Below are 26,112 nucleotides of genomic sequence, written 5' to 3'. Positions count from 1 at the left end.
GGTAGCCGGACACGCGACGGCGCCCGTCCACTGTGGACGGGCGCCGTTTGCCGTCCGGCCTACTTGCCCGCGGGGATCTGGAAGCGGTACACCTTCGCCTTGTCCTTGTCCAGGAGCACCAGCGAGTCGTTGCTCAGCGACACGTCCTGCAGCAGCGTCGGCACGCCCGCCGAGCCGATCGGCTTGCCGTCGAGGCCGTAGACGTAGGCGTTCCACGTGCCCTTGCCCGGCACGACGCTCTCGATGACGAGCTTGTTGCCGTAGCCGGCGTAGGCGTCCTGGCTCGCCAGCCCCTGGCCCAGCACGACCTGGTCGTTGCCGGTCGCCGGGTCGAGCACGGCCGCGTCGCCGACCGTGTCGAACACGCCGTGGCCGCCGACGAGCTTGCCGTCCATCACGACCCAGATGGGGTCCTCGGTGCCCGGGATGGTGCCGCTGCGGTCACGGATCGACTGCTTGGTCCACTTGGCCTGGCCGTTGGTGGCGTCGATGGCGATGAGCACGTCCTTGCCCGAGGTCTGCGTGCCCGCGACGCAGACCAGCTTCTCGCCGCACGGGCGCACGTTGTCGACCTTCGTGCCGGACGGCGCCCTGAACTCCCACGCCTGCTGCCAGTTCCTGATGCTGTACGCCACCACGTTGCCGTCGGCCTCGCCCTTGAACATCGCCAGGTCGTTGTAGACGATCCACGAGTTCGAGGAGAAGTTCTTCTTGTAGGCGCCGGACGCCGTCTGCTTGCCCGTGTTGAGGTCGATGGTCGCGGCCTTGGTGTCGCTGAGCAGCTGCACCGCGGAGGCGCCGGCGCTCAGCGACTCCTGGAACGGCCACAGGCTGGAGAACGTCAGCCCGTAGGTCGGCACGATGGTCGTGGCCTGGGTGTCGGAGGTCGGCCAGGTCTGCGCCGGCTTGGCGCCGCGGCCGGTGATGCGGTGGCTGTTCTGGTCGACGCCGGCCGACCACTTCGCCGAGCCGTCGGCGAGGTTGATCCGGTCGAGGGTCGGCTTGTTCCAGTCGTTGTGCTCCACCACGGCGTCGGTGCCCAGGTAGACGAGGTCGATCCGGTCGTTCCAGGGCTTCGTCCACAGCAAGCCGTGCGTGGCCAGGTCGATGACCGAGCGCGACTCCTGCTTGCCGTCGCCGCCGAGCCTGGCGTCGTCCTTGCCGTCGACGATGAGCAGGTTGCCCACGACCTTCAGGGCGAGCTCGGCCGGCTCGGCCTGCAGCTGCACGGTCCAGGTCTGCTTGCCGGTGGTCTCGTAGCCGGAGACGACCGTCGCGCCCGCGTTGACCTGCGCGGTGAAGACGGTGCCGTTGCCGGCCGTGGCGGCGATCGCGCCGTCGGAGCTGAGCTGGATCACCTCGCCGGCCTTGAGCCCGTCGACCTGCCCCGGCCCGTCGGCGCCGGTGTCGAAGCCGGGGAAGCCGTTCCTGGCCGACTCGAACTGCTCGCCCATCCAGGTGAACAGCCGGTTGCCGCCGTAGACGCAGCCGCCGACGATCGCGAGGACCACCACGAACGCGATCCAGGGCGCGCGGCTGCGGCGCTTGCGCGGCTGCACGACCGGGACGCCCACCCCGTAGGCGGGAGGCGGTGGCGCCATCGGCGGCGGGCCGGCCTGCTGCGGGCCCATCCGAGGCGGCATGGGCGCCGCGGGGGACGCCGGGGCGGCGGGGAACGCCGCCGAGACCGGATACGCCGGGTTGCCCGGCGGGGACCCGGGCACGCCCGACACCGGGAAACCCGTGGGCGGCGTCGGGGAGACCGGCCGGGGGGCGGGGGCCTGCTGGGGTCCCGGCGCCTGCTGCGGGCCCGCGGCGCCGACGGCCAGGATGCCGCCGTAGGCCACCGGGAGCTCCGGCTGCTCGGGCACGACCGGCGCCACCCCGAAGCGGGCGTGCAGGCGGCTGGCCACGAGCGGGATCCGGCTGGACCCGCCGACGAGGAAGATCCCGGCGAGCTGGCGCGCGTCGACGCCGGCCCGCTCCAGCACCCGGCGGGTCTCGTCCACGGCCCGGTCGATGAGCGGGCCGGCGACCCGCTCCAGCTCCTCGCGGGTCAGGTGGACGGCCTCGTCGGTGCCGGGCAGGTGCACGGGCGCGGAGGCGGCCCGGGACAGCATCTCCTTGGCCGCGCGGACCTCGCTCCAGAACTCGCGGCGGTCGCGCTTGGCCGCGGTCGAGTCGGGGTTGGACAGCCGCTGCCACAGCTGCGGGTGGCGCAGGCTGATGAGCTGGCCGAGGTGGCCGACGAGGGCCGCGTCGATGTCGACGCCGCCGAGGTCGTCGAGGCCGCCGACGCCGAGGACCCGCAGCCCGTCGAACTCGCGGCGCACCACCGACACGTCCAGCGTGCCGCCGCCGAAGTCGAACACCGCCAGGCTCTGCAGCGGGGCGACCTGCTGGCCCAGGACGCTCAGGCAGTAGGTGGCGGCGGCGATCGGCTCGTCGACGAGGACCACCGGGCCGAGGCTGGCCGCCCGGGCCGCCTCCAGCAGCACGCCGCGGCGCTGGCCGCCCCAGTCGGCCGGGCAGGTGAGCACCGTCGAACCGACCGGGTTCACCCCGGCCTGCAGCGACTCCTCCGCGGCCCGGCGCAGCAGCGAGGCGAGCATCTCCACGACCGTGACCTCGGCCGCGCCGAGCAGGACCGAGCCCTCGTCGACGCTGCGCTTCGGGTAGGGCTCGAACCGCTCCGGGGCCAGCTGGGAGAGCCGCTCCGCGTCCCGGCCGACGCTGAGCCGGCCCTGCTCGTCGGCGTAGATGCCGGACGGCATGACGGGCGAGCCGTCGAACAGCAGCGCCCGGGGAGCCTCGTCGCCGCGGCGCACGACGGCGACGGTGTGGCAGGTGCCCAGGTCGATCGCGAGACGATGGGTCGGGGTCGGGCCCACGCGCTCACCTCCAATGACCTCCGGGATGCTACGGCAGGGGTACGACAATTCCGATCGACGGTTTGCGGTAGACAAGAACCTGACAATCGAGGAGGCAACCCCATGCGCGCGGTGGTGTTCGGCGAGTACGGCGACCGTTCGGTCCTGCACGTCCAGGAGCGGCCCGACCCGAAGCCCGGCCCCGGCGAGGTGCTGGTGCTCGTGGAGGCCAGCGGCGTCAACTACGTCGACGTGTACCAGCGCGACGGCACCTATCAGGTCCCGCTCCCGGCGGTGCTGGGCAGCGAGGGGGCCGGGACCGTGCTCTCCTTCGGCGACGACGTGCGCGGCCTCGCCCCCGGCGACCGGGTGGCCTGGGCCGGCGTCCGCGGCAGCCACGCCGAGCAGGCGCTCGTGCCCGCCGACCGGCTCGTCCCGGTGCCCGGCGAGGTCACCACCGAGCAGGCGGCCGCGGTCCTGCTGCAGGGCCTCACCGCGCACTACCTCACCCACGACTCGTTCGCGGTCCGGCCCGGCCGCGTGGTGCTCGTGCACGCCGCCGCCGGCGGGATGGGGCTGCTGCTGACCCGGATCGTCACGCACCTCGGCGGCCGGGTCGTCGCGACCGCGTCCACGCCCGGGAAGCGGGAGCTGGCCCTGGCCGCGGGCGCCGTGCGCGCCGTGCCCTACGCCGAGGCGCTGGACGCCGTGCGCGAGGTCACCGGGGGCGCGGGCGCCGACGCGGTGTACGACGGCGTCGGCGCGGACACGTTCGACGCCAGTCTCGAGGCCCTGCGCCCGCGGGGGACCCTGGTGCTGTTCGGCGCGGCGAGCGGCAAGGTGGCGCCGTTCGACCCGCTGCGCCTGATGGCCGGTTCGTATTTCCTGACCCGGCCGACCCTCGGGCATTTCATCGCGTCCCGCACGGAATTGCTCGAACGCGCGGAAACGCTGTTCGGCTGGGTGGCCGAGGGCGTTGTCGACCCCGCCGTCACGGGGCGGTATCCGCTGGACGCGGTGGCGGACGCATATGCGGCCCTGGAGGGCCGCGAGTCCACCGGAAAGCTGCTCATTGTTCCGTGATCATGGTCTCACCGCGGGAGCCTGGCGGCATTCGCGCCGCGGCGTGACAGTACACCTGCAATGGTTCAGGAGGGTTCCCGGCCGGGGCGCCGTCCGGCGGCGCGAGCAGGCTGAGGCCGGGCGCGCCGGCGCGGCGGTCCACCTGGGCCGAGGCCCCTCGAACCGCGGTCCGGCGGACCACCCTCCCCGCCGAGGTCCGCGCACACCGCGGCTCGCCCGGTCACGAATCCGGGCGAGCCGCGGTCTTCTCCGCGCCGCTCAGCGCACGCCGGCGTCGTACAGCAGCTCGCCGACGAGCGGCTCCGGCTCGACGGCGAGGCCCTTGCCCGTGAACCAGCGCGCCACGTTGGTCACGTCGCGGGCCAGGAACTCGGCCCCGTTCGGGTTGGCGACCACGTCGACGATCTGCGGCAGGTCGATGAGGACCAGCCGCTCGCCGTCGACGAGCAGGTTGTACGGGGACAGGTCGCCGTGGGCCAGGCCGGCCCGGGCCAGCACCCGCAGCGCGTCGGCGAGCTGCTCCCACAGCGACGCCAGCTCCGCCCGGGAGGGGCGGGTCTGGGCGAGCCTGGGTGCGGCGGTACCGTCCGCAGCCCCGACGAACTCGAGCATGAGCTCGGTGCCGAGCAGCTGCACCGGGTACGGCACGCTGACCCCCAGCGCCCAGAGCCGCCCGAGCGCCGCGAACTCCGCGGCCGCCCACTGCCCGGCGATCGCCTCCCGCCCGAAGGCGGTGCGGCCCGCCATCGCGCGGGTGACGCGGGACTCGCGGACGCGGCGGCCCTCGAGGTAGCCGGCGTCGCGGTGGAACATGCGGTGCTCCGCGGACCGGTAGCGCTTGGCCGCCAGCAGCGCCCGGGCGCCGGCGGTCTCCGAGCCGGGCACGGCCCGCTCGACGAGATGGACGTCGGCCTCCTTGCCCGTCTTGAGCACGCCGAGCTCGGTGTCCCGGGCGGCGAGCGACGTCACCACCCACTCGGGGCGGGGCTCGGGGCCGTGCAGCACGCCGGGGGCGTCCCAGGTCGTGTACTGCGCCTCGTCGCCGGACGGATCGTCCGACGTCTCCCACGCCGTGTCGAAGTCGTGGGAGAGGCGCTTCAGGAAAGTCGGGTCGTCGTCGTCGAAACGGCGACGGCGTGGTGATGCGAAGTCATGGTCGCGCAACGCGAGTGCTCCTGAGTCGGAAGGGTCAACGGGTTGTCGGGCATGCGAAAACGCGCCATGACGGCAGCCATGCGAATCAACCCCCTTCCGTCTCGAAGTCGGGGACAGCCTGCGGTACACCCGGATCGGGCGCAACCGAATTGTTCAGCGGGAGGCCATGACCTCGGCGATCGCGGCGATCACGCCGTCGGCCGACCGGGTCGGCGCGTAGCGCCGCTCGATCCACTCCCGCCCGCGGTGCAGCCAGACGCTGCGCATCCCGGCCGCGTCCGCCCCGCCGATGTCGGCCTCGGGGCTGTCGCCGATCATCCACGCGCCCGACAGGCGCATCCGGGCCCGCTCGGCCGCGATGGCGAAGATGCGCGGGTTCGGCTTGCGCACGCCCGCCTCCTCGGAGATGACCCAGTCGGCGAGGTACCGGTCCAGGCCGGTCTTGCGCAGCTTCTCCTCCTGCTGGCGGGACTCGCCGTTGGTCACGACCACCGGCACCCAGCCGGAGTCCTCGGCGATCGCGAGGGCGCACGCCGTCAGCGGGTCGAGCCGGATCCGGTCCATGATCGCCTGGCGGATCTCCTCGACGAGGTCGAGCGCGCTGTACCGCAGCCCGTAGCGTTCGCGCAGCCCCTCGGCCACGTCCCACGCCGAGCCCATCCCGTCCGCGTCCACCGAGAGCAGCCACTCGAGGTCGTATTCGGGCGCGCCGATCTCCGCGAGGAAGCCGCTCGCCCACGCGCGGAACGCCCCAGCCCTGTCCAGCAGGGTGTCGTCCAGGCTGAGCAACAACAGGGGCACGCGGGCAGGGTACGTGACGAGCCCCATATCGAACAGATCCTCATGTTCGCGCTGGGCTCGGGAAATCCCCGCAAACCCGGGCCAAACGGCGGGAAGAAACACTGGCGAAACGACCCTGTTCGCAAACCGTATGTACGGCTTGCATAATCGACAGGTGCCCCGGGTGAGCCAGGACCAGCTCGACGCGCGCCGGAAGGAGATCCTCACCGGCGCGCGGACGTGCTTCGCCCGCCACGGCTACGAGGGCGCGACCGTGCGGCGGCTCGAGGAGGAGATCGGCCTGTCCCGCGGCGCGATCTTCCACCACTTCCGCGACAAGGACTCGCTCTTCCTGGCCGTCGCCGAGGACGACGCCGCCACCATGGTAGCGACGGTCGCCGAACACGGCCTGGTCCAGGTGATGCGCGACCTGCTGGCCTCGGCCGACGCCTCCGACACCGGCGGGTGGCTCGGCAGCCAGCTCGAGGTGTCACGGCGGCTGCGCACCGACCCCGAGTTCGCCAAGCGCTGGGCGGCCCGCTCCGAGGCCGTGGCCGCCGCCACCCGCGAACGCCTCCAGCGCCAGCTCGAGGCCGGCGTCCTGCGCGACGACGTGCCCATCGGCATCCTCGCCCAGTTCCTCGAGCTCGCCTACGACGGGCTCGTCCTGCACCTGGCCACCGGCCGCCCGGTCGCCGACCTGGAGGCCGTGCTCAACCTGGTCGAGGCGGCCGTTCGGCGTAACTGACCGGTGGCTGTCGGCCACAAGGTTTCCTCAAGTGTCCGACCGGCGAGGTGCCCCGCTCGACATCGACACCCACACTGAGCGCATGACGACATCGATCGTGGCGGGGCCGGGTGACACCTGGGGCATCCCGGGCCCGCAGTTCCTGTGGCTGTACTTCGGCCTCGCCGCCGTTGCGATCGTCGGCGTGCTCATCCACCGCCGCTCGATCACGGGCGGCCCGTCGTTGCGCCACGCCCGCGACCTCACCCCGACCCAGGCCGCGCTGATCAACGGGGATCGCCGCCTCGCCGTCTACAGCTCCCTCGCCGCCCTGCGCGCCGCCGGCAGCATCGAGAGCGACAAGCGCGGATACCTCCGCCAGACCGCTCCCCCGCCGACCGGCGCCTCCGAGCTCGACCGCGCCGTCCACGCCGTCACCCGCGACGGCATCTCCACCACCGGCGTGCTCACCCACGCGAGCGTGCGCGCTGTGCTCGACCGCACCGAGGCCGAGCTGGCCCGGGACGGCTGGATCCTCGACGCCCAGGCCCGCCGCGCCGTGTCCATGGGCGCCCTGGTGGTCTTCGCCGTCGTCGCGCTCGGCATCGTCCGGGTCTTCGCCGGCATCAGCAACGACCGGCCGGTCACGAACCTCATCCTGCTCATGATCCCGGTCACCGTGATCGCGTTCCTGCTGGCGTCGGCGCCGCGGGTCTCCGCCGCGGGCAAGAAGCAGCTCAACCGGATGCGCGCCGCGGTACGCCACCTCGCCCCGAGCCAGAATCCGTCCTGGACCACCTACGGCCCGCAGGCCGCGGCCCTGAGCGTCGGCCTCTTCGGCGTCGGCGCGTTCTACCTCGCCGACCCGGCGTTCGCGGCCGGGGCCGAGCTCCAGCGCCACATCGCGCTGACCAGCAGCGGCTACTTCTCCAGCCCCAGCGGCTCCTCGTCCTCCGGCACCTCCTGCTCGAGCAGCAGCTCCAGCTGCTCCAGCGGGTCCAGCTGCGGCGGTGGCGGGGGTGGCGGCGGCTGCGGTGGCGGCGGAGGATGCGGCGGATGACCGGTCCCGCATACGGCGTCGGCATCGGCTGGCGCCCCGAGATCTCCGGGTATGTGGCCGGCCTGCCCGGCCTGCGCTTCGCCGAGGTCGTCGCTGAGTCGATCCACACCCACGCACCCCTGCCCGACGCGCTCGCCGAGCTCGTCGGGCGGGGGGTCACCGTGATCCCGCACGGCGTCAAGCTGTCCCTCGGCGGGGCGGAGCCGATCGCCGACGAGCGCGCCGCCCACCTCTACGAGTGCGCCCGGCTCCTCGACGCGCCGATGGTCAGCGAGCACATCGCGTTCGTCCGCGCCGGCGGCCTGGAGGCCGGGCACCTCCTGCCGGTCCCGCGCACCCGCGAGGCGGTCGACGCGATCGTCGCCAACGTCCGGCGGGCCCGGTCCGCGCTCGGCGGCGTACCGCTGGCCCTGGAACCGATCGCCGCCCTCTTCGACTGGCCGGACGCGGAGCTCACCGAGGCCCAGTTCCTGACCGAGATCCTCGACCGCACCGGGTGCGCGCTCCTGCTCGACATCGCCAACGTGTACGCCAACGCCCGCAACCGCCGCGAGTCCCCCACGGCCCTGCTCGACGCGCTGCCCCTCGATCGGATCGCGTACGTCCACGTCGCCGGCGGCATGGAACACGGCGGCTACTACCACGACACCCACACCGACGCGATCCCCGCCGAGGTCCTGACCCTGGTGAAGGACCTCTGCGCCCGGACGACCCCGCCCGCCCTCATGCTCGAACGCGACGGCGACTATCCCCCCGCCGCGACGCTCACGGCCGAGCTCGACGCCATCGCGGAGGCGGCCGGATGGCCGGCGATCACCTGAGCGGCCTCGCCGCACAGCAGGCGGCGCTCGTCGCGTCCCTGGTGGCGGGCGGCGAGCTGCCGCCGGGCTTCGACGGGCCGGCGGTCCAGGCCACGCGGGTGGCGCTGCGGCGCAAACGGGCCGGCGAGGTGGCCCGGACGTGGCCGATGCTGGCCGCGTCGTACGGCCGGTCCTGGCCGGCGACGTTCGCCGCGTGGGCGCAGGGGCGGCCGCCGAACGGCTCCCTGCGCGACGGCTGGGACTTCGCGCGCGCGATGGGCCCGGCCCTGCCGGAGCTGGCGCGGGAGGAGCTGGCGCAGCGCGAGAGCGCCTTCACCTACGACGGCGAGTCGGCCCCGGTCCCCCGCCGTCGCGCCGGCCTGTGGTCCCGCCTGCGCAACCGCTGAGCCTCCCCGCCGGCCAGGCGTCGTCCCGATCGGCGGCGGGAGCGTCGCGAGCGCCGGCGGTGGCCGATTCCGGACAGTACGAACCCGAACGACAGCTCCCGAGCGAAGATCCCAGCACGACGGAATCCGAAGCTCAACGCCCTGCCACCCGCCGACCGGGACAGATCGGCCGGACGCGAACGACAGGATCCGAACGATCTGCCCCACCTTGTATCAGGAACAACCAGCCCGTCCTCATGTCACCGGAAACGGCCGCCACCACCCCCAGCCGGCGGCGCCGCAGCGGGGACGGAGACACACCTTGCACCCACGAACCGCACGGTTCCGCACGGCGTCCACCCGCCGGAGCCCCAGACGCGCGCGGTCATGACCGCCCCCGACGACGAGGACGAGGCCCTGCTGGCCGAGCTGCGCCGCGTGTTCGCCGCGCTCGACGCGCCGTCCCCGGGCCTGCCCCCCGCCGCGGCCCCACCGGCCGCCCGCCCACCCCGCGCGGCCCGGCGCACCCCGGCACCACCGGGCGACGCCTCCGACGCTTCCGGCTCCCCCGACGGCGCCCGGCCGGCAAGCCTCGATCTCGACGCGCCCGGCCGGGCCGGCCGGCAGCACCGGCCCGGCCAGGCGGGCGGTGCACCCTTGACCGGCGGCCGGTCGCTGCCGCCGGTCAAGGGTGCACCGCTCCCTGAGCGCCGGCCGGGACCGCCCGCGCCGTAGCGGTCCGATTTGTGCGTTTGAGCGACGGGCGCCGATCGAGCGACGCCGCCCACCCAACCGCGGCCACCCTCCGTGACGCCATCTGTGCGTAAGGTCCACATCCGACCACGGGGGAACCATGAAACTCGCACTGTGCATCGGGATCAACGACTATCCCGGCACCGAGAACGACCTCGCCGGCTGCCGCAACGACGCCGACGACTGGGCCGCCGCGCTCGTCGCGCGCGGCTTCGACACGCGGCTGCTGCTCGACGCGTCCGCCACCGGCGCCGCGATCCGGGCGGGCATCCGCGACCTGCTGGCCGATACGACCGGCGGCGACGCGGTCGTCATCACGTACTCCGGCCACGGCACCTGGCTCCCCGACGCCGACGGCGACGAGCCCGACCACCGCGACGAGGCCATCTGCCCGCACGACATCGCCGCGAACGGCCCCCTGCTCGACGACGAGCTGCACGACATGTTCGCCCTGGCCGCCCCCGGCGTGCGCACGGTCCTGATCTCCGACTCCTGCCACTCGGGCACCCTGACGAGGCTGCACCACCCGATCGGCGACCACCCGTCCCGCACGCGCTTCCTGCCCCCGGCCACGTTCCTGCCACCGCACCAGCACCTGCGCGCGGCCCAGCTCCCGCCCGCCGGCCCGGCCCCGCAACGGCTCACGGCCGCACCCCGGCCCACGACCCGCGAGGCGACGACCGACCGCCGCCCGACGGCCCTGCTGCTGGCCGGCTGCCGCGACGCCGAGTACTCCTACGACGCCACCTTCGACGACCGCCCCAACGGCGCCTTCACCCACGTCGCGCTGTCCACCCTGAACCGGCTCGCCCCCACGGCGACGTACCGCGACTGGATGCGCGCGATCCGCACCGTGCTCCCGAGCCAGGACTACCCGCAGACCCCGGCCCTGCAGGGGACCAAGGAACAGCTCGCCTGGACCCTGCTCGCCTGACCCGCGGCACCGCGACGGGCCGCCCCGCGCGTCCGGGCTCGCCGGGACGCGCAGGGCGGCGGCAGGGGACGGCTAGGCGGTGGCGGCCGGGCGGGGCAGCGGGGAGTCGACCGGGGGCAGCGGGGAGTCGACGACGGCGAACTGCGTGCGGTACAGCTCCGCATACAACCCGCCCGCCGCCACCAGCGCGTCGTGCGTCCCGCGCTCCACGATCCGCCCCGCGTCCACGACCAGGATCTCGTCGGCGTCGCGGATGGTGCTCAGCCGGTGCGCGATCACCAGCGCGGTGCGCCCGGCCAGGGCCTCGGCGAGGGCGCGCTGCACGGCCGCCTCCGACTCCGAGTCGAGATGGGCCGTCGCCTCGTCCAGGATCACGATCGACGGGGCCTTGAGCAGCAGCCGCGCGATCGCGATGCGCTGCTTCTCGCCGCCGGAGAAGCGGTAGCCCCGCTCCCCCACCACCGTGTCGAGGCCGTCCGGCAGCGACTCCACGAGATCGCCCACCTGGGCCCGCCGCAGCGCCGTCCACAGCTCCTCGTCCGTCGCCCCCGGCTTGGCGTAGCGCAGGTTCTCGGCGATGGTCTCGTGGAACAGGTGCGAGTCCTGGGTGACGACGCCGATCGTGTCGCGCAGCGACTGCAGCGTCGCCTCGCGCACGTCGACGCCGCCGACGAGGACCGCGCCGCCCGTCGCGTCGTACACCCGCGGCAGCAGCATCGCCGTCGTGGACTTCCCGGCGCCGGAGGGGCCGACGAGCGCGACCATCCGGCCGGGCGCCACGGTGAACGACACGCCCCGCAGCACCTCCTCGGTGACGGTGCGGTCGAGCGCGGCGACGTCCTCGAGCGAGGCGAGCGAGATCTCGGCGGCGGACGGGTACCGGAAGCGGACGTCGCGGAACTCGACGCTCGCCGCGCCGCGGGGGATCTCGCGGGCGTCCGGCCGCTCGGCGATCGACGGGGCCAGGTCGAGCACCTCGAAGACGCGCTCGAAGCTGACCAGCGCGCTCATGACGTCGACGCGCACGTTGGACAGGGCCGTCAGCGGACCGTAGAGCCGGGTGAGCAGCAGGGCGAGCGTCACCACGGTGCCGGCGGTGATGCGGCCGTGCACCGCGAACCAGCCGCCCAGGCCGTAGGTGAGCGCTTGGGCCAGCGAGGCCACGAGCAGCATGCTGACGAAGAAGACGCGGCTGAACATCGCCGTCTGGATGCCGATGTCGCGCACCCGCCCGGCCCGCTCGGCGAAGCGCTCGGCCTCGTCGTCGGGGCGGCCGAAGAGCTTGACGAGCAGGGCGCCGGCGACGCCGAACCGCTCGGTCATGGTGGCGTTCATCTTCGCGTCGAGCTGGTAGGCCTCGCGGGTGATCGCGGCCAGCCGCTTGCCGACCCGGCGCGCGGGGAGGATGAACAGGGGCAGCATCACCAGCGAGATGAGGGTGATCTGCCACGACAGCGTGAGCATGACGGCCGCGGTGAGCACGAGCTGGATGACGTTGCTGACCACGCCCGACAGCGTCGAGGTGAAGGCGCGCTGGGCGCCCTGCACGTCGTTGTTGAGCCGGCTCACCAGGGCCCCGGTCTGGGTGCGGGTGAAGAACTGCAGGGGCATGCGCTGCACGTGGTCGTAGACGAGCCGGCGCAGCGCGAGGATGATGCCCTCGCCGATGCGTGCGGAATACCACCGTTGGGCGAGCGACAGCAGCGCGTCGACGATCGCGAGCCCGCCGATGATCAGCGCGATCCGCACGACCGCCGCCCCGGCGTCGGGCCCGCCGCGGCCGATCTTGTTGACGACGTCGCCGGCAAGATAGGGGGTCGCGACCCCGATGCCGGCCCCGATCACGACCGTGAGCAGGAAGACGGTGATGTCTCGCCGGTAGGGCCGGGCGAAGCGCAGGATGCGCCTGGTCGTGTCGCGGCCGAGCTTCTTGCCGGCCAGCTCGTCGGCCTTGCGCAGCGAGCGCAGGGTCTCCCACCCCGTCATGCTGCTCATCGGCGAGGACATGCCGCACACCCCCGAACAAAGAAGTACCTGCCGGGTGATTGTGCCCGGCAGGTACGACAACTTCCGGAGGACGCCCCGGCTTCCCGGCGGCGACCAGGCCTTTGGTCCTAGGACCGTCGGCTGGTCCTAGGACCGTCGGCCTGGCTCGCCGCTCACTCGCCGCGACCGGTCAGGTCGGCGATCCGCCGCAGCTGGGCCGCGCGCTCGGCGGCCTCCTGCTCGGCGAACGTGTGCGCCGCGGCCTGCGCCAGCAGCGCCTTGATCTCGATCACCGCGTCCCGCGGGCCGGCGAGCACGGCCGCCGCGAGGTCCTTGGCGGCGTCGTCGAGCTCGTCCCGCGGTACGACCACATTGGCCAGGCCGATCTGGGACGCCTCGGCGGCCGTCACCCGCCGCCCGGTCACGCACAGCTCGAGCGCCCGGGCGTAGCCGACCAGCTCGACCAGGCGCTTGGTGCCGCCCAGGTCGGGCACGAGGCCGAGCTTGATCTCGGCCATGCTGAACGAGACGTCCTCGGCCGCGACGCGGAAGTCGCAGGCGAGGGCCACCTGGAAGCCGGCCCCGATGGCGTGGCCCTGCACGGCGGCGATCGAGATCAGCGAGGGCCGGCGCAGCCAGGCGAATGCCTCCTGGAAGCCCGCGATGCGGGCGTCGGAGTCCGGACCGGCGGCGATCTCGCCGAGCATCGCGGTCGCGGCGGTGGTGTCGAGCCCGGCTGAGAAGGCCCGTCCCTCGCCGCGGACGATGACGACACGGATGTCACCCGGCAGTGTCCGCCCGAACTCGCGCAGATCGGCCCAGAGCGCGGGGGTCTGCGCGTTGAGGACCTGGGGCCGGCACAACGTCACCGTCGCGACCGGCCCGTCGAGGTCGAAGCGCGCCTCACCCGACCCGGGTGCGGCGCTGGCCGAGGAGTTGGTGCTCACGCCTTCTTGCGGCGGCGCGCGCCGCCACGCTGGCGAAGCTGAACGCCGGATTCGGTCAGCACACGGTGCACGAATCCGTAGGAACGGCCGGTGGAAGCGGCGAGTGCACGGATACTCTCACCGTTGGTGTACCGCTTCACGAGGTCCTTCGCCAGCGTCTGCCTTTCGGCGCCGATGATCCGGCGGCCCTTCTCGGTGCTGGTGGTGGCGGTGGCTGCCATGCTGATCCCTCACGTCCCAGACAGAGCGGTTGGTGCGGTCCCACCTATTAGACCGCCTCGAACGATCATGCGCTAGATATCGACGGGGCGCCAACCGACACGCAGAGCATTGTCCGCCACCCGATACCGTGTTGCACCGTGTTGAGCGAACCGGCCACGGCCCCACCACGCACTGCGCACCGTGAGCGCATCGATGCGCTGTGTTGGCTGCTCCTGGCCCTCGGCGGCCTCGCCCTGGCGGCGCTCGCGGTGCAGCTCGACGCGCGTCTGGGCACCGCCAGCGCCCCCTTCCTCGGAAGGTACAAGATCAGAATCGGTCTCGGATCGATCCTGGCCCCCGTCGTCGCGGCCGGGACCCTGTGGACCGCCGCGGCGAGCCGGTTCACCCGGTGGAGATGGCACGAAATTCAGCTTTTCGGGTACACGGCAGGCCTGCTGTGGGCAATTGCTTTGGCGCTTGTCGATGGCTGGTCGGGCCTTACGAAAGCCTTGGGCTCACCGGAGGAATATCTGGGGGACGTCGCACAGGTGGGCGACTCCCCACGCACATACCTCAGACATTTCACGGCCGACGCGGCGTACCACTCGGTAGCTTCGCGGGGCCATCCTCCGGGCCCCGTACTCTTTTTGTGGGCGCTGCAACGAATCGGCGTCGACGACCACATTGTGCTCGGTTTCCTGATCACCGCGGTATCGGTGCTCACGATTCCCCTCGTGCTCGCCGCGGTGCGCGACTCGGTCGGCGAGGTGGCGGCGCGACGGTACCTGCCGGTGCTGGTCCTCGCCCCGTACGCGATCTGGACCGCGGTCAGCCTCGACGGCCTCGTCGCCGTGCTGGGCGCCGCGGCGATCGTTTCCGGCCTGCGCGCGAGCCGGCGCCGGGTGCGCGGCTGGGCGGCGACGGGCTGGGCGGTGCTGGCCGGCCTGCTGATCGGGGTGGCCGCGCTGTTCTCCTACTCCGCGCCGTGGCTCGGGCTCTCGCTGGTGTGTGTGTACTTCGCCCGCCGCCGCGCCTCCCTCAACGTCCTCAGCGGCGTGGGCGCGCTGCTGCCCGTCCTGGGCGCGCGGCTGCTCGGGTTCGGGTGGGCGGACGGCCTCGTGGCCGCGGAGACGGACTACGCGGTCCGCGTGGCACCGTACCGTTCGGTGCTCTGGTGGAGCGCCATCAGCGTCGTCGTGCTCCTGCTCGCGGCCGGTCCGCCGCTGTTCGCCAGCGCCCGCAAGGTTCGCAACACCGCCATGTGGCCGTTCCTCGTGGGCGCGGGCGCCGCCGTGGTGTTCTCGATCACCGCGGGCCTGGCCCGGGGCGGGGTCGAGCACGCCTGGCTGCCGTTCTTTCCCTGGCTCACGGTCGCGGCCGTGGCCCCGCAGCGCCCGGCCGGCGACCCGCCGCCCACGCCGCTGCTGCTCGCGGGCCTGGGGGCGCTCGTCGCGGTGATCATCGAGGGCGTGCTCGTGACCCCCTGGTAGGACAGGTCACCCGGCGGGCGAAACACCCGGAATGTCGCGGCGCGAAGCGCCCGGCATGCCGGCCCCGGGCGCACGTCAGGCGAGCTCGACCAGCTCCAGCAGGTCGTCGCTCCACGCGTCCTCCACGCCGTCCGGCAGCAGGATCGCCCGGTCCGGCTTCAGCGCCTGCACCGCCCCCGGGTCGTGCGTCACCAGCACGATGGCGCCGGGGTAGCGGGCGATCGCGTCGAGCACCTGCTCGCGGCTGATCGGGTCGAGGTTGTTCGTCGGCTCGTCCAGCAGCAGGACGTTCGCGCCGGAGCAGACCAGGGTCGCCAGCGCCAGCCGGGTCTTCTCGCCGCCGGACAGCACCCCGGCGGGCTTGTCCACGTCGTCGCCCGTGAACAGGAAGGCGCCGAGGATCTTGCGCAGCTCGGTGTCGTTCTGCTCGGGCGCGGCCGAGCGCATGATCTGCAGGATGGTGCGGTCGACGTCGAGCTGCTCGTGCTCCTGGGCGTAGTACCCGCGCTGGAGGCCGTGGCCCGGGGTCACCTCGCCGGTGTCGGGGTCGAGCTCGCCCGCGAGCATGCGCAGCAGCGTGGTCTTGCCGGCGCCGTTGAGGCCGAGGATGGCCACCCGGGAGCCGCGGTCCACGGCGACGTTGACGTCCATGAAGATCTCGAGCGAGCCGTAGGACTTCGACAGCCCGCGCGCGGTCAGCGGGGTCTTGCCGCAGGACTTGGGCTCGGGGAAGCGGACCTTCGCCACCTTGTCGGCGGTGCGGACCTCTTCGAGACCGTCGAGCATCCGCTCGGCGCGGCGGGCCATGTTCTGGGCCGCGACCGTCTTCGTGGCCTTGGCGCGCATCTTGTCGGCCTGGGCCATGAGGGCGCCGGCCTTCTTCTCGGCGTTGGCGCGCTCGCGGCGGCGGCGCTTCTCGTCGGTCTCGCGCTGCTGCTGGTACAGCTTCCAGCCCACGTTGTAGAAGTCGATCGTGGCCCGGTTGGCGTCGAGATACCACACCTTGTTGACGATCGCGTCGAGCAGGTCGACGTCGTGGGAGATGACCACCAGCCCGCCCTTGTGGCTGGACAGGAACCCGCGCAGCCAGGTGATGCTGTCGGCGTCGAGGTGGTTGGTGGGCTCGTCGAGCAGCAGGATGCCGCCGCCGGTGGCGCTCGCGTCGCGGAAGAGGATGCGGGCCAGCTCGATGCGGCGGCGCTGACCGCCGGACATGGTGCCGATGGTCTGGGCGAGCACGCGGTCGGGCAGGCCCAGGTTGGCGCAGATGCGGGCGGCCTCGGCCTCGGCCGCGTAGCCGCCGAGCCCGGCGAACTGGTCCTCGAGCTGCCCGTACCGCCGGATCAGCCGCTCGTCGTCGCCCAGCCGCTCCTCGAGCGCCTTCATCTCGGCGTAGATGGTGTCCAGGCCGCGCGCGGAGAGCACCCGGTCGCGGGCCGTGACCTCGAGGTCGCCGGTGCGCGGGTCCTGGGGCAGGTAGCCGACGGGGCCGCGCCGCTCCACGCTGCCCGCGTGCGGGGTGCCCTCGCCCGCGAGCACCTTGAGGGTGGTGGTCTTGCCGGCGCCGTTGCGCCCGACGAGACCGATGCGGTCCCCGGGCTGCACGCGCAGGTTGATGTCACTGAGCAGGATGCGGGCGCCAGCGCGCAGCTCGAGGCTGTTGGCCGTGATCACGGAGAGCTCTCTTTCTCAATGGGGACAGACTCCTGGTGTCGTGCCGGAGTCACTCCCTCTGCGTGATCACGGCGATAGTCTACCGTGCGACCCGGGTGGCCCCGCCACACGATTACGTCACAAGATCAACGGGTACGTGCCGCTCAGCAGATGCCGGTCGATATCAACCCCCGAGGTGTGCGATGGAGTTCAACGACGACGCCGATCTCGACACCAGCCAGGTCAATGACCTGCGCGGGTCGGGCGGCGGCGGTGGAGGCGGTGGCATCGGTGGCATCCCGATCCCGATCGGCGGCGGCCGCGGCGGCATCATCGTCACGGTCATCATCCTGGCCGTGGTGCTCTGCGGCGGTGGCGGCCTCTTCGGCAGCGGCCTGCTGGGCGGCGGGGGCGGCGGCAGCGCCAAGCCCGACAACTCCGCGCTGAACCAGCAGTGTGACAAGTCGAACAAGGACCGCTTCAAGAACGCCGACTGCCGCAACGTGCTCTACATCAACTCCGTCCAGGCCTACTGGAAGACGGAGATGCCGGAGGCGTTCGGCAAGCAGTACCAGCCGGCGAAGACGAACTTCTTCAGCCAGTCCGTGAACACCGGCTGCGGCGCGGCCGACTCGGGCGTCGGGCCGTTCTACTGCCCGGCCGACAGCCAGGTGTACATCGACCTGACCTTCTACAACGAGCTCAACAGCCGCTTCGGCGCGTCTGGCGAGTTCGCGGCGCCGTACGTGCTCGCGCACGAGTACGGCCACCACATCCAAAACCTGCTCGGCACCAACGCCAAGGCGCAGCAGGGCGCCCAGCAGGGGGCCAGCTCCGCCTCGGTGCGCCTGGAGCTGCAGGCGGACTGCTACGCGGGCACCTGGGCCAACCACGCGACGCAGACCAAGGACCCGCAGGGCGACGCGCTGTTCAAGTCCATCACGGACCAGGACATCGCCGAGGCCATCCAGACCGCCGAGGCCATCGGCGACGACGCGATCCAGAAGAAGGCCGGCCAGAAGGTCAACCCGGACGGGTTCACGCACGGCACGTCGGCCCAGCGCAAGAAGTGGTTCACGCAGGGGTACAACACCGGCGACCCGCGCCAGTGCGACACGTTCAACACCAGCAACCTGTGATCCTGCGGCGACTGGAGCACCTCTTCGGCGCGGCCGCCGATCCTGGGCAGGCCGCGCCGATGCGTGCGTACATGCGGGACCGCTTCGAGTTCCTCGGCATCACCAGCGTGCCGAGGCGCGAGCTGACCCTCGACGTCCTGCGCGGCCAGCCCCGACCGAGCGAGCCCGAGCTGCTGGCCACGGCCCGCGCGTGCTGGGAGCTTCCCGAGCGGGAGTACCAGTACTTCGCCTGCGACTACCTGCGCAGGCACGTGAAGGTGCTCACCCCGGCCGCGCTGCCCGTGCTGCGCGAGCTCATCACCACCAGGTCCTGGTGGGACACCGTCGACACGCTGGCGTCCAACGTGGTCGGCCCGCTCGTGCTGGCGCACCCGGCGTGTGTGTCCACCATGGACGCGTGGACGGCCGCGGGGACCGACCTGTGGCTGGTGCGCACGGCGATCCTGCATCAGCTCCGGTACCGCGAGCAGACCGACCGCGCCCGCCTCTTCGACTACTGCGACCGCTGGTCGGGCGAGCGGGACTTCTTCATCCGCAAGGGCATCGGCTGGGCGCTGCGGCAGTATGCCCGCACCGACCCGGCCGGGGTCCGCGCGTTCGTCGGCACCCACCCCGGCCTGTCCCCGCTGTCGGTGCGCGAGGCGCTCAAGCACCTGGGCTGACCGACAGCGCTGCCGGTGCGCGAGCCGCTCAAGCACCTGGGCTGACCGACAGCGCTGCCGGTGCGCGAGCCGCTCAAGCACCGGACTGACCGGCGGCGCTGCCGTGCCCGAGGCGCTCAAGCCCCCGGGACGACCAGCAGCACGGCCAGCACCGCGATCACCGCGCTCGACACGATCGCCGACCAGAACCGGCCCCGGGCCCCGGTGAGCACCCGCCCCAGCAGCGACCCGCTCGCCGCCAGGAACAGCTGCCAGCTCGCCGACGCCACGAACGCCGCCGCGACCCACAGCGCGTCGGCCCCGGCCGGCGGCCCGTCGCCGGCCCGGCGCCCGAGCACGAGCGAGCCGAAGTAGACGATGGTGACCGGGTTGAGCAGCGTGAGCCCGAGCAGCGTCAGGTAGGCCCGGCGCCCGCCGGCCGGGCGCGGCGTGGCGCTCTCGTGCCGGTGCCGCACCGCGTCCCGGGCGGTTCTGCCGGCCAGGATCATCAGGACCGCGAACGCCACCCAGCGCAGCGCCCCGGAGACGGGCGCGATCACCCCGGCGAGCGCGGCTCCCCCGAGCACCGCGACGACGGCGTAGAGCCCGTCCGCGGTGGCGGCCCCGAGGGCCGCGGCCGCGCCGACCCGCCACGAGTGCCGCGAGGCGAGGCTGACGATGAGCGCCCCGATCGCGCCGACGGGGACGGCGACGCCGTAGCCGGCGAGCAGGCCGCTGCCGACCACCGCGCCGAGCCCGGCGCTCACGAGCGCGGCTTGCGGCTCGCCTCCGTCACGGCGCCGGCCTGCTGTCGCGTGCGCCCCTCGCCGGCGGCGGGAGACAGTGCGCGACACGAAACAGGACCTCGGCTCATGCGGCGATGATGCCGCCGGGAGCCGAGGTCCCGCCAGTCAATTCCTCGGACGTCGCAGTCCTCGGACGTCGCAGTCCTCGGACGTCGCAGTCCTCGGACGTCGCAGTCCTCGGGCGTCGCGGTGCTCAGACGTTGAAGCCGAGGGCGCGCAGCTGGTCGCGGCCCTCGTCGGTGATCTTGTCCGGGCCCCACGGCGGGAGCCAGACCCAGTTGATGCGGATGTCGGAGACCAGGCCGCCGCCGGGGCCGGTGGTCAGGGCCTGGCGGGCCTGGTCCTCGATCACGTCGGTCAGCGGGCAGGCCGCCGACGTCAGGGTCATGTCCAGCGTCGCGACGTTCTCGTCGTCGACGTGGATGCCGTAGACGAGGCCCAGGTCGACGACGTTGATCCCCAGCTCGGGGTCGACGACGTCCCTCATCGCCTCTTCGATGTCGGCCAGCGCCGCGGTCATGGGGTCTCCTCAGAAGGTGTGCCGACCGCCCGGGACAGGGCGTCCTTGTAGGCCATCCAGGGCAGCAGCGCGCACTTGACGCGCGCCGGGTATTGGGCGACGCCCGCGAACGCGACCGCGTCCTCCAGCACGTCCTCGTCCGGCTCGACCTGGCCCCGGCCGCCCATGAGCTCGGCGAAGGCCTCGTGCCGGCGCAGGGAGTCGGCGACCGTCGCGCCCTTGAGCAGGTCGTAGAGGACGCTGGCGGAGGCCTGGCTGATCGAGCAGCCCATGCCCTCGTAGGACACGTCGGCGACGCTGCCGGCCTTGAGCTGCACGCGCAGGGTCACCTCGTCGCCGCAGGTCGGGTTGACGTGGTGCGCCTCGGCGTCGAAGGGCTCGCGCAGGCCGCGGCCGTGCGGGTGTTTGTAGTGGTCCAGGATGATCTCCTGGTACAGCTGGTCGATCTGCATCAGGCGAAGACCTTCCAGACCCGCTCGACCCCGCGGACGAGGGCGTCGATCTCGTCGTCGGTCGTGTAGAGGTAGAACGAGGCGCGGGTGGTGGCCGGCACCCCGAAGCGCACGCACGTGGGGCGGGCGCAGTGGTGGCCGACCCGGACCTGCACGCCCTCGTCGTCGAGGATCTGCCCGACGTCGTGCGGGTGGACGCCCTCGACGGTGAACGAGATCGTGGCGCCGCGGTCCTCGGTGGACGCCGGGCCGATGATCCGCACGTAGGGCAGCGACCCGAGCGCCTCCAGGGCGCGGGCGGTCAGCGCCTTCTCGTGCGCGACGACGTTGTCCATGCCGACGCCGGTGAGGTAGTCCACGGCCGCGCCGAGCCCGACGGCCTGCGCGATCGGCGGCGTGCCGGCCTCGAAGCGCGCGGGCGGCGGCATGAACGTGGTGCCGGTCATCGACACCGTCTCGATCATCGAGCCGCCGCCGAGGAACGGGGGCATCGCGTCGAGCAGCTCGAAGCGGCCCCACAGCGCGCCGATGCCGGTCGGGCCGAGCATCTTGTGCCCGGTGAAGGCGACGAAGTCGGCGCCGAGCGCGGCCACGTCGACGGGCACGTGCGGCACCGACTGGGAGCCGTCGAGCAGCACGAGCGCGCCGGCCGCGTGGGCCTTGGCGATGAGCAGCTCGACCGGGTTGATCGTGCCCAGGATGTTGGAGTAGTGCACGACCGACACGAGCTTGGTGCGCTCGTTGATGAGCTCGTCGATGGTGCTCAGGTCCAGCCGGCCCTCGTCGGTGAGGCCGAACCAGCGCAGGGTCGCGCCGGTGCGCTGGGCGAGCAGCTGCCACGGCACGATGTTGGAGTGGTGCTCCATCTCGGTCACGACGATCTCGTCGCCGGGGCCGAGCCGGAGGCGCGGGTCGCCGGCGTTGCTCGTGAAGGCGTGCGCGACCAGGTTGATGGCCTCGGTCGAGTTCTTCGTGAAGACGATCTCGGCCGCCGACGGGGCCCCGACGAAGCCCGCGATGCGCGCGCGGGCCCCCTCGAAGGCCTCCGTCGCCTCGGTGCCCAGCGTGTGCACCGAGCGGGCCACGTTGGCGTTGTGCCGCTCGTAGTGCTCGCGGATCGCGTCGATCACCTGGCGCGGCTTCTGCGAGGTGTTGCCCGAGTCGAGGTACACCAGCGGCTTGCCGTTGACGGTGCGATCGAGGATCGGAAAGTCCTTGCGAACCGACTCAACGTCGAGGGCGGTCATGTATGGGCCTTTCTCAGGCGATCGAGGCCGGGCCGGCGCCGGCGCCGGCGAGGAAGCGCTCGTACCCGCTGCTCTCCAGCTGCTCCGCGAGCTCGGGGCCGCCCTCCTCGACGATCTTGCCGCCGACGAAGACGTGCACGAAGTCCGGCTTGATGTAGCGCAGGATGCGCGTGAAGTGCGTGATCAGCAGCAGCCCGGTGTTGCCCTGCTCGCGCACCCGGTTGACGCCGTCGCTGACGATGCGCATCGCGTCGATGTCGAGGCCGGAGTCGGTCTCGTCGAGCACGGCGATCTTCGGCTTGAGCAGCTCCAGCTGCATGATCTCGCCGCGCTTGCGCTCGCCGCCGGAGAAGCCCTCGTTGACGTTGCGCTGGGCGAAGGCCGGGTCCATCTGCAGCTTCTCCATGGCCCCGCGCAGCTCGCCGGACCAGGTGCGCAGCTTCGGCGCCTGGCCGTCGATGGCGGTCTTGGCGGTCCGCAGGAAGTTCGCCATGGAGACGCCGGGGACCTCCACCGGATACTGCATCGCCAGGAACAGCCCGGCGCGGGCCCGCTCGTCGACGGTCATCGCGAGCACGTCCTGGCCGTCGAGCGACACGGCGCCGCCGGTCACCTCGTAGCGCGGGTGGCCCGCGATCGCGTAGGCCAGCGTGGACTTGCCGGAGCCGTTGGGGCCCATGATGGCGTGGGTCTCCCCCGCCCGGACGGTCAGGTCGACGCCGGCGAGGATCGGCTTGAGCTCACCGTCGGGCAGCTTGACCGAGACCTGCAGGTTGCTGATCGAAAGTTCGCTCACTTCAAGACTCCGTTGCTCGGGTTCAGGTCGATGTAGACGTCGCCGTCGCGAACCTCGACCGGGTAGACCGGGACCGGCTCGGTGGCGGGCAGCCCGGTGGGGGCGCCGGTGCGCAGGTCGAAGCGCGAGCCGTGCAGCCAGCACTCCAGGGTGCAGCCCTCCACCTCGCCCTCGCTCAGCGCGACCGCCGCGTGCGAGCACTCGTCGTAGGCGGCGTAGAAGTTGTCGTCGTCGGCGTGGACGAGCGCGATCTCGGTCCCCTCGACCGTGACCTGCACGACCTCGCCCTTGGCCACCTCAGCCGCGGAACAGACCCTGATCACGAGCCCGCCTCTTCCAGCCGCGCGTCGATCGCGGTGCCGAGGCGGTCGCGGAGGTCGTCGACCGGGATCTTGCCGAGCAGCTCGTGGAAGAAGCCGCGCACGACCAGCTTGCGGGCCTGCTCGTCCGGGATGCCCCGGGACATCAGGTAGAACAGCTGCTCGTCGTCGAAGCGGCCGGTGGTGCTGGCGTGCCCGGCCCCCGCGACCTCGCCGGTCTCGATCTCCAGGTTGGGCACCGAGTCGGCCCGGGCGCCGTCGGTCAGCACGAGGTTGCGATTGATCTCGTACGTGTCCGTGCCCGTCGCCTCCGCGCGGATGAGCACGTCGCCGACCCACACCGTGTGCGCGTCGGCGCCCTGCAGCGCGCCGCGGTAGGCGACGTAGCTGCGGCAGTCCGGCACCGAGTGGTCGACGAGGAGCCGGTGCTCGAGGTGCTGGCCAGCGTCGGCGAAGTAGAGACCGTACGCCTCGATCTCGCCGCCCCGCCCGGTGTAGTCGACGCTGGTGTACTGCCGCACGAGGTCGCCGCCGAGCGTCACCTGCACGTGGGTGACGCGGGCGTCGCGGCCGAGCCGGAAGCGCACGTGCTGCGCCTGCACCGCGTCCGCGGCCCAGTCGGTGACGGTGACGAAGGTCAGCTTGGCGCCGTCGGCGACGAGCACCTCGACGTTGTCGGCGAGCGTGACCGAGCCGGTCTGCTCGAGCACGACCACGGCCTCGGCGAACCGGCCCACCTCGACGATGGTGTGGCCCGCCGCCGGCTCGGTCGTCGCGCCCACGAGGCGGACGACCGCGGCGCTGTCCAGCACGGCGTCGGGGGCCACGGCGATCAGCAGGGCCTCGGTCGCACCCCCGGCGGCCAGCGCGCTGATGCGGTCGAACGGCGTCAGGGCCGAGCCGACCCGCGGGTCGCCGCGGTCGATGGTCGACACCGTCGCGCCGGGCGGCAGCTCGCCGACCTCGACCTTCGGCGCCGGGGCGCCCGAGAACACCGCGCGGTCTAGGCCGCGGAGGCGCTTGAGCGGCGTGAAGCGCCACTCCTCCTCGCGGCCGGTGAGCGCCGGGAAGTCGCCGGCGTCGAACGAGCGGACCTGCTGGGCCCTGGTCTTCGGGGGAACGAGAACGGGAGCGCTCATCCGACCGCGCCCTCCATCTGCAGCTCGATGAGCCGGTTGAGCTCCAACGCGTACTCCATGGGCAGTTCCTTGGCGATCGGCTCGATGAAGCCGCGCACGATCATCGCCATGGCCTCGTCCTCGGTGAGGCCGCGCGACATGAGGTAGAAGAGCTGGTCGTCGCTGATCTTCGACACCGTCGCCTCGTGACCCATCGAGACGTCGTCCTCGCGGATGTCGACGTAGGGGTAGGTGTCGGAGCGCGAGATCGTGTCGACGAGCAGGGCGTCGCACTTGACCGTCGACTTCGAGTGGTGCGAGCCCTCGAGGACCTGCACGAGGCCGCGGTAGGAGGTCCGGCCGCCGCCGCGGGCGATCGACTTGGAGATGATGCTCGAGGAGGTGTGCGGGGCCGCGTGCACCATCTTCGCGCCGGCGTCCTGGTGCTGGCCCTCGCCGGCCATCGCGACGCTGAGGACCTCGCCCTTCGCGTGCTCGCCGGTCATGAACACGGCCGGGTACTTCATCGTGACCTTGGAGCCGAGGTTGCCGTCGATCCACTCCATGGTGGCGCCCTCGTGGCAGACCGCCCGCTTGGTGACCAGGTTGTAGACGTTGGTCGACCAGTTCTGGATGGTGGTGTACCGGCAGCGAGCGTTCTTCTTCACGACGATCTCGACGACCGCGGAGTGCAGCGAGTCCGACGAGTAGATCGGCGCGGTGCAGCCCTCGACGTAGTGCACGTAGGCGCCCTCGTCGACGATGATCAGGGTCCGCTCGAACTGGCCCATGTTCTCGGTGTTGATCCGGAAGTACGCCTGCAGCGGGATCTCCACGTGCACGCCCTTCGGCACGTAGATGAAGCTGCCGCCGGACCAGACCGACGTGTTGAGCGCGGCGAACTTGTTGTCCCCGACGGGGATGACGGTGCCGAAGTACTCCTTGAAGAGGTCCTCGTGCTCCCGCAGCGCCGTGTCGGTGTCGAGGAAGACGACGCCCTGCTCCTCGAGGTCCTCGCGGATCTTGTGGTAGACGACCTCGGACTCGTACTGCGCCGCGACGCCCGCGATCAGCCGCTGCTTCTCGGCCTCGGGGATGCCCAGCTTGTCGTAGGTGTTCTTGATGTCCTCGGGCAGCTCGTCCCAGCTCGCCGCCTGCTTCTCGGTCGAGCGCACGAAGTACTTGATGTTGTCGAAGTCGATGTGCGACAGGTCCGCGCCCCACGCCGGCATCGGCTTGCGGTCGAACAGGCGCAGGCCCTTCAGGCGAAGGTCGAGCATCCACTGGGGCTCGCGCTTCTTCGCCGAGATGTCGCGCACGACGTCCTCGTTGAGACCACGGCGCGCCGAGGCGCCCGCGGTGTCGGAGTCGGCCCAGCCGTACTCGTACCGGCCGAGACCGGCCAGCTGATCGGCAGTCGTCATCTCACGATCCTTTGCCTATCGGGACGGGCTCCGGGTTGGACCGGGGCCGGAATGTGGGTGGTGCAGACGCCGTCGCCGTTGGCGATGGTGGCGAGCCGCTGGACGTGCGTGCCGACGAGGCGGGAGATCACCTGGGTCTCGGCCTCGCACAGCTGGGAGAATTCCGCGGCGACGTGCGCCACCGGGCAGTGGTGCTGACACAGCTGCCCGCCGGTGGCGATGGTCGACGCGCCCGCAGCGTAACCCTCCGCGGTCAGGGCGCGCGCGAGGGCCTCGGCCCGCGCGAGCGGGTCCTCGCCGGCCTCGGCCATGGCCGCCCGGCAGCGCTCCTCGAGCCCCGCGACCTGGGCCGCGGCGAACGCGGAGACCTCGCCCGGCCCGCCGTGCTCGGCGATCCAGCGCAGCGCGGCGGCGGCCAGGCCGTCGTAGGTGTGCGGCAGCGTCTCCCGCGCGGCCGCGGTCAGCGTGAACACGCGCGCCGGCCGGCCCCGCCCGCGCGGCCCGCGCTCGGGCCGCTCGCGGCACTCGACGAGCCCCTCGGCATGCATGGCGTCGAGGTGACGGCGCACGCCGGCGGGGCTCAGCCCGAGGGCGAGCCCAAGTTCCGTCGCGGTGGCCGAGCCCTCCTGCAGCAGCAGCTCCGTGACGCGGTCACGGGTGCGCCCGTCGAGCGCAGCGACCACTTCCGCGTTTTTCACAACACCAACGTTACGTAAATCGCGGGACTCGGGCAAACCACCGCCCGGGTGATCCATCGCACGGAAGGTAACCCTAACCAAACCTGGCCGCTCCCCGGCCGCAACCTGCCGCCGGGGCCGATATGT

Annotated in this window: 25 protein-coding genes and 1 pseudogene; 10 read left to right on the top strand and 16 right to left on the bottom strand. The window is 72.4% G+C overall.

Translation table 11 applies throughout. The features are described from left to right. Nucleotides 1–59: 59 nt before the first annotated feature. Nucleotides 60–2,891, bottom strand: a complete 2,832-nt coding sequence (locus ACQP2P_RS08975; protein WP_433614599.1) for an Hsp70 family protein — start codon at nt 2,889–2,891, stop codon at nt 60–62. A gap of 102 nt (nt 2,892–2,993) precedes the next feature. Here ACQP2P_RS08975 and ACQP2P_RS08970 point away from each other — a divergent pair, with 102 nt between their 5' ends. Further along, nucleotides 2,994–3,953, top strand: coding sequence for a quinone oxidoreductase family protein (locus ACQP2P_RS08970; protein WP_433614598.1), 960 nt, complete (start codon nt 2,994–2,996; stop codon nt 3,951–3,953). A gap of 258 nt (nt 3,954–4,211) precedes the next feature. On the opposite strand, the gene ACQP2P_RS08965 is transcribed toward ACQP2P_RS08970, so the two are convergent. Next, nucleotides 4,212–5,117 carry a serine protein kinase RIO gene (locus ACQP2P_RS08965; protein ID WP_433614596.1) on the bottom strand — a complete coding sequence of 302 codons (906 nt, stop codon included), beginning with the start codon at nt 5,115–5,117 and terminating at the stop codon, nt 4,212–4,214. A 144-nt stretch (nt 5,118–5,261) separates the two neighbouring features. Next, nucleotides 5,262–5,909 (bottom strand): HAD family hydrolase, encoded by a 648-nt coding sequence (locus ACQP2P_RS08960; RefSeq protein ID WP_350615256.1) that lies wholly within the window; start codon nt 5,907–5,909, stop codon nt 5,262–5,264. Nucleotides 5,910–6,063: 154 nt separating this feature from the next. On the opposite strand from ACQP2P_RS08960, the gene ACQP2P_RS08955 reads away from it, so the two are divergent. The 6 genes from ACQP2P_RS08955 to ACQP2P_RS08930 all read left to right on the top strand — a co-directional run bounded on the left by ACQP2P_RS08955 (nt 6,064) and on the right by ACQP2P_RS08930 (nt 10,548). Next, nucleotides 6,064–6,636: a TetR/AcrR family transcriptional regulator gene (locus ACQP2P_RS08955; protein WP_433084963.1), complete on the top strand. Its 573-nt coding sequence runs from the start codon at nt 6,064–6,066 to the stop codon at nt 6,634–6,636. Between the two features lie 82 nt (nt 6,637–6,718). Beyond that, nucleotides 6,719–7,675 carry a TIGR04222 domain-containing membrane protein gene (locus ACQP2P_RS08950; RefSeq protein WP_433614593.1) on the top strand — a complete coding sequence of 319 codons (957 nt, stop codon included), beginning with the start codon at nt 6,719–6,721 and terminating at the stop codon, nt 7,673–7,675. Beyond that, nucleotides 7,672–8,496, top strand: a complete 825-nt coding sequence (locus ACQP2P_RS08945; RefSeq protein ID WP_433614591.1) for a DUF692 domain-containing protein — start codon at nt 7,672–7,674, stop codon at nt 8,494–8,496. The genes ACQP2P_RS08950 and ACQP2P_RS08945 overlap by 4 nt, the downstream gene beginning before the upstream one ends. Beyond that, the gene (locus tag ACQP2P_RS08940) at nt 8,478–8,882 is read left to right on the top strand and encodes a hypothetical protein (protein WP_433614589.1); all 405 of its coding nucleotides are present in this window, start codon (nt 8,478–8,480) and stop codon (nt 8,880–8,882) included. The genes ACQP2P_RS08945 and ACQP2P_RS08940 overlap by 19 nt, the downstream gene beginning before the upstream one ends. 366 nt (nt 8,883–9,248) lie before the next feature. Then, nucleotides 9,249–9,596, top strand: a complete 348-nt coding sequence (locus ACQP2P_RS08935) for a hypothetical protein (RefSeq protein WP_433614587.1) — start codon at nt 9,249–9,251, stop codon at nt 9,594–9,596. 118 nt (nt 9,597–9,714) lie between these two features. Further along, a complete protein-coding gene (locus tag ACQP2P_RS08930) occupies nt 9,715–10,548 on the top strand; it encodes a caspase family protein (protein WP_433614585.1) in 834 nt (277 codons plus the stop codon). A gap of 72 nt (nt 10,549–10,620) precedes the next feature. On the opposite strand, the gene ACQP2P_RS08925 is transcribed toward ACQP2P_RS08930, so the two are convergent. The 3 genes from ACQP2P_RS08925 to ACQP2P_RS08915 all read right to left on the bottom strand — a co-directional run bounded on the left by ACQP2P_RS08925 (nt 10,621) and on the right by ACQP2P_RS08915 (nt 13,702). Beyond that, nucleotides 10,621–12,555 carry an ABC transporter ATP-binding protein gene (locus tag ACQP2P_RS08925; RefSeq protein WP_433614583.1) on the bottom strand — a complete coding sequence of 645 codons (1,935 nt, stop codon included), beginning with the start codon at nt 12,553–12,555 and terminating at the stop codon, nt 10,621–10,623. A gap of 152 nt (nt 12,556–12,707) precedes the next feature. Then, a complete protein-coding gene (locus ACQP2P_RS08920) occupies nt 12,708–13,481 on the bottom strand; it encodes an enoyl-CoA hydratase/isomerase family protein (protein ID WP_433614581.1) in 774 nt (257 codons plus the stop codon). After that, nucleotides 13,478–13,702 (bottom strand): helix-turn-helix domain-containing protein, encoded by a 225-nt coding sequence (locus ACQP2P_RS08915; protein WP_223102223.1) that lies wholly within the window; start codon nt 13,700–13,702, stop codon nt 13,478–13,480. Before ACQP2P_RS08915 ends, ACQP2P_RS08920 begins: the two co-directional genes overlap by 4 nt. A gap of 666 nt (nt 13,703–14,368) precedes the next feature. Here ACQP2P_RS08915 and ACQP2P_RS08910 point away from each other — a divergent pair. Then, nucleotides 14,369–15,172, top strand: coding sequence for a hypothetical protein (locus ACQP2P_RS08910; RefSeq protein WP_433614580.1), 804 nt, complete (start codon nt 14,369–14,371; stop codon nt 15,170–15,172). A gap of 75 nt (nt 15,173–15,247) precedes the next feature. Here ACQP2P_RS08910 and ACQP2P_RS08905 read toward each other — a convergent pair whose 3' ends face one another. Further along, nucleotides 15,248–16,846: an ABC-F family ATP-binding cassette domain-containing protein gene (locus ACQP2P_RS08905; protein WP_433614578.1), complete on the bottom strand. Its 1,599-nt coding sequence runs from the start codon at nt 16,844–16,846 to the stop codon at nt 15,248–15,250. A gap of 182 nt (nt 16,847–17,028) precedes the next feature. On the opposite strand from ACQP2P_RS08905, the gene ypfJ reads away from it, so the two are divergent. Then, nucleotides 17,029–17,964 carry a KPN_02809 family neutral zinc metallopeptidase gene (gene ypfJ, locus ACQP2P_RS08900; protein ID WP_433614576.1) on the top strand — a complete coding sequence of 312 codons (936 nt, stop codon included), beginning with the start codon at nt 17,029–17,031 and terminating at the stop codon, nt 17,962–17,964. After that, the gene (locus tag ACQP2P_RS08895; RefSeq protein ID WP_433614574.1) at nt 17,961–18,626 is read left to right on the top strand and encodes a DNA alkylation repair protein; all 666 of its coding nucleotides are present in this window, start codon (nt 17,961–17,963) and stop codon (nt 18,624–18,626) included. The genes ypfJ and ACQP2P_RS08895 overlap by 4 nt, the downstream gene beginning before the upstream one ends. 116 nt (nt 18,627–18,742) lie before the next feature. Here the strand turns inward: ACQP2P_RS08895 and ACQP2P_RS08890 are convergent, their stop codons facing one another. From ACQP2P_RS08890 to ACQP2P_RS08850, 9 genes and pseudogenes are all read right to left on the bottom strand, one after another. Then, nucleotides 18,743–19,372: a LysE family transporter gene (locus ACQP2P_RS08890; RefSeq protein ID WP_433614572.1), complete on the bottom strand. Its 630-nt coding sequence runs from the start codon at nt 19,370–19,372 to the stop codon at nt 18,743–18,745. A 232-nt stretch (nt 19,373–19,604) separates the two neighbouring features. After that, nucleotides 19,605–19,925 (bottom strand): annotated as a pseudogene (locus ACQP2P_RS08885) (metal-sulfur cluster assembly factor); the annotation flags it as partial. A gap of 2 nt (nt 19,926–19,927) precedes the next feature. Then, nucleotides 19,928–20,383, bottom strand: coding sequence for a Fe-S cluster assembly sulfur transfer protein SufU (gene sufU / locus ACQP2P_RS08880; protein WP_433614570.1), 456 nt, complete (start codon nt 20,381–20,383; stop codon nt 19,928–19,930). Continuing rightward, a complete protein-coding gene (locus ACQP2P_RS08875; protein ID WP_433614568.1) occupies nt 20,383–21,630 on the bottom strand; it encodes a cysteine desulfurase in 1,248 nt (415 codons plus the stop codon). The genes sufU and ACQP2P_RS08875 overlap by 1 nt, the downstream gene beginning before the upstream one ends. Before the next feature lie 13 nt (nt 21,631–21,643). Then, a complete protein-coding gene (sufC, locus tag ACQP2P_RS08870; RefSeq protein WP_433614566.1) occupies nt 21,644–22,426 on the bottom strand; it encodes a Fe-S cluster assembly ATPase SufC in 783 nt (260 codons plus the stop codon). Continuing rightward, the gene (locus ACQP2P_RS08865; RefSeq protein ID WP_350615231.1) at nt 22,423–22,749 is read right to left on the bottom strand and encodes a non-heme iron oxygenase ferredoxin subunit; all 327 of its coding nucleotides are present in this window, start codon (nt 22,747–22,749) and stop codon (nt 22,423–22,425) included. The genes sufC and ACQP2P_RS08865 overlap by 4 nt, the downstream gene beginning before the upstream one ends. Continuing rightward, nucleotides 22,746–23,885 (bottom strand): Fe-S cluster assembly protein SufD, encoded by a 1,140-nt coding sequence (gene sufD, locus ACQP2P_RS08860; protein WP_433614564.1) that lies wholly within the window; start codon nt 23,883–23,885, stop codon nt 22,746–22,748. The genes ACQP2P_RS08865 and sufD overlap by 4 nt, the downstream gene beginning before the upstream one ends. Further along, on the bottom strand, nt 23,882–25,288 hold the full coding sequence (gene sufB, locus ACQP2P_RS08855) for a Fe-S cluster assembly protein SufB (protein WP_433614563.1): 1,407 nt from the start codon (nt 25,286–25,288) through the stop codon (nt 23,882–23,884). Before sufB ends, sufD begins: the two co-directional genes overlap by 4 nt. Next, a complete protein-coding gene (locus ACQP2P_RS08850; protein WP_433614561.1) occupies nt 25,285–25,986 on the bottom strand; it encodes a helix-turn-helix transcriptional regulator in 702 nt (233 codons plus the stop codon). The genes sufB and ACQP2P_RS08850 overlap by 4 nt, the downstream gene beginning before the upstream one ends. Nucleotides 25,987–26,112: the final 126 nt, after the last annotated feature.

The organism is Dactylosporangium sp. CA-139114 (genome assembly GCF_050955725.1).
Lineage (GTDB): Bacteria > Actinomycetota > Actinomycetes > Mycobacteriales > Micromonosporaceae > Dactylosporangium.
This window is presented reverse-complemented; position numbering and strand designations above follow the sequence as displayed.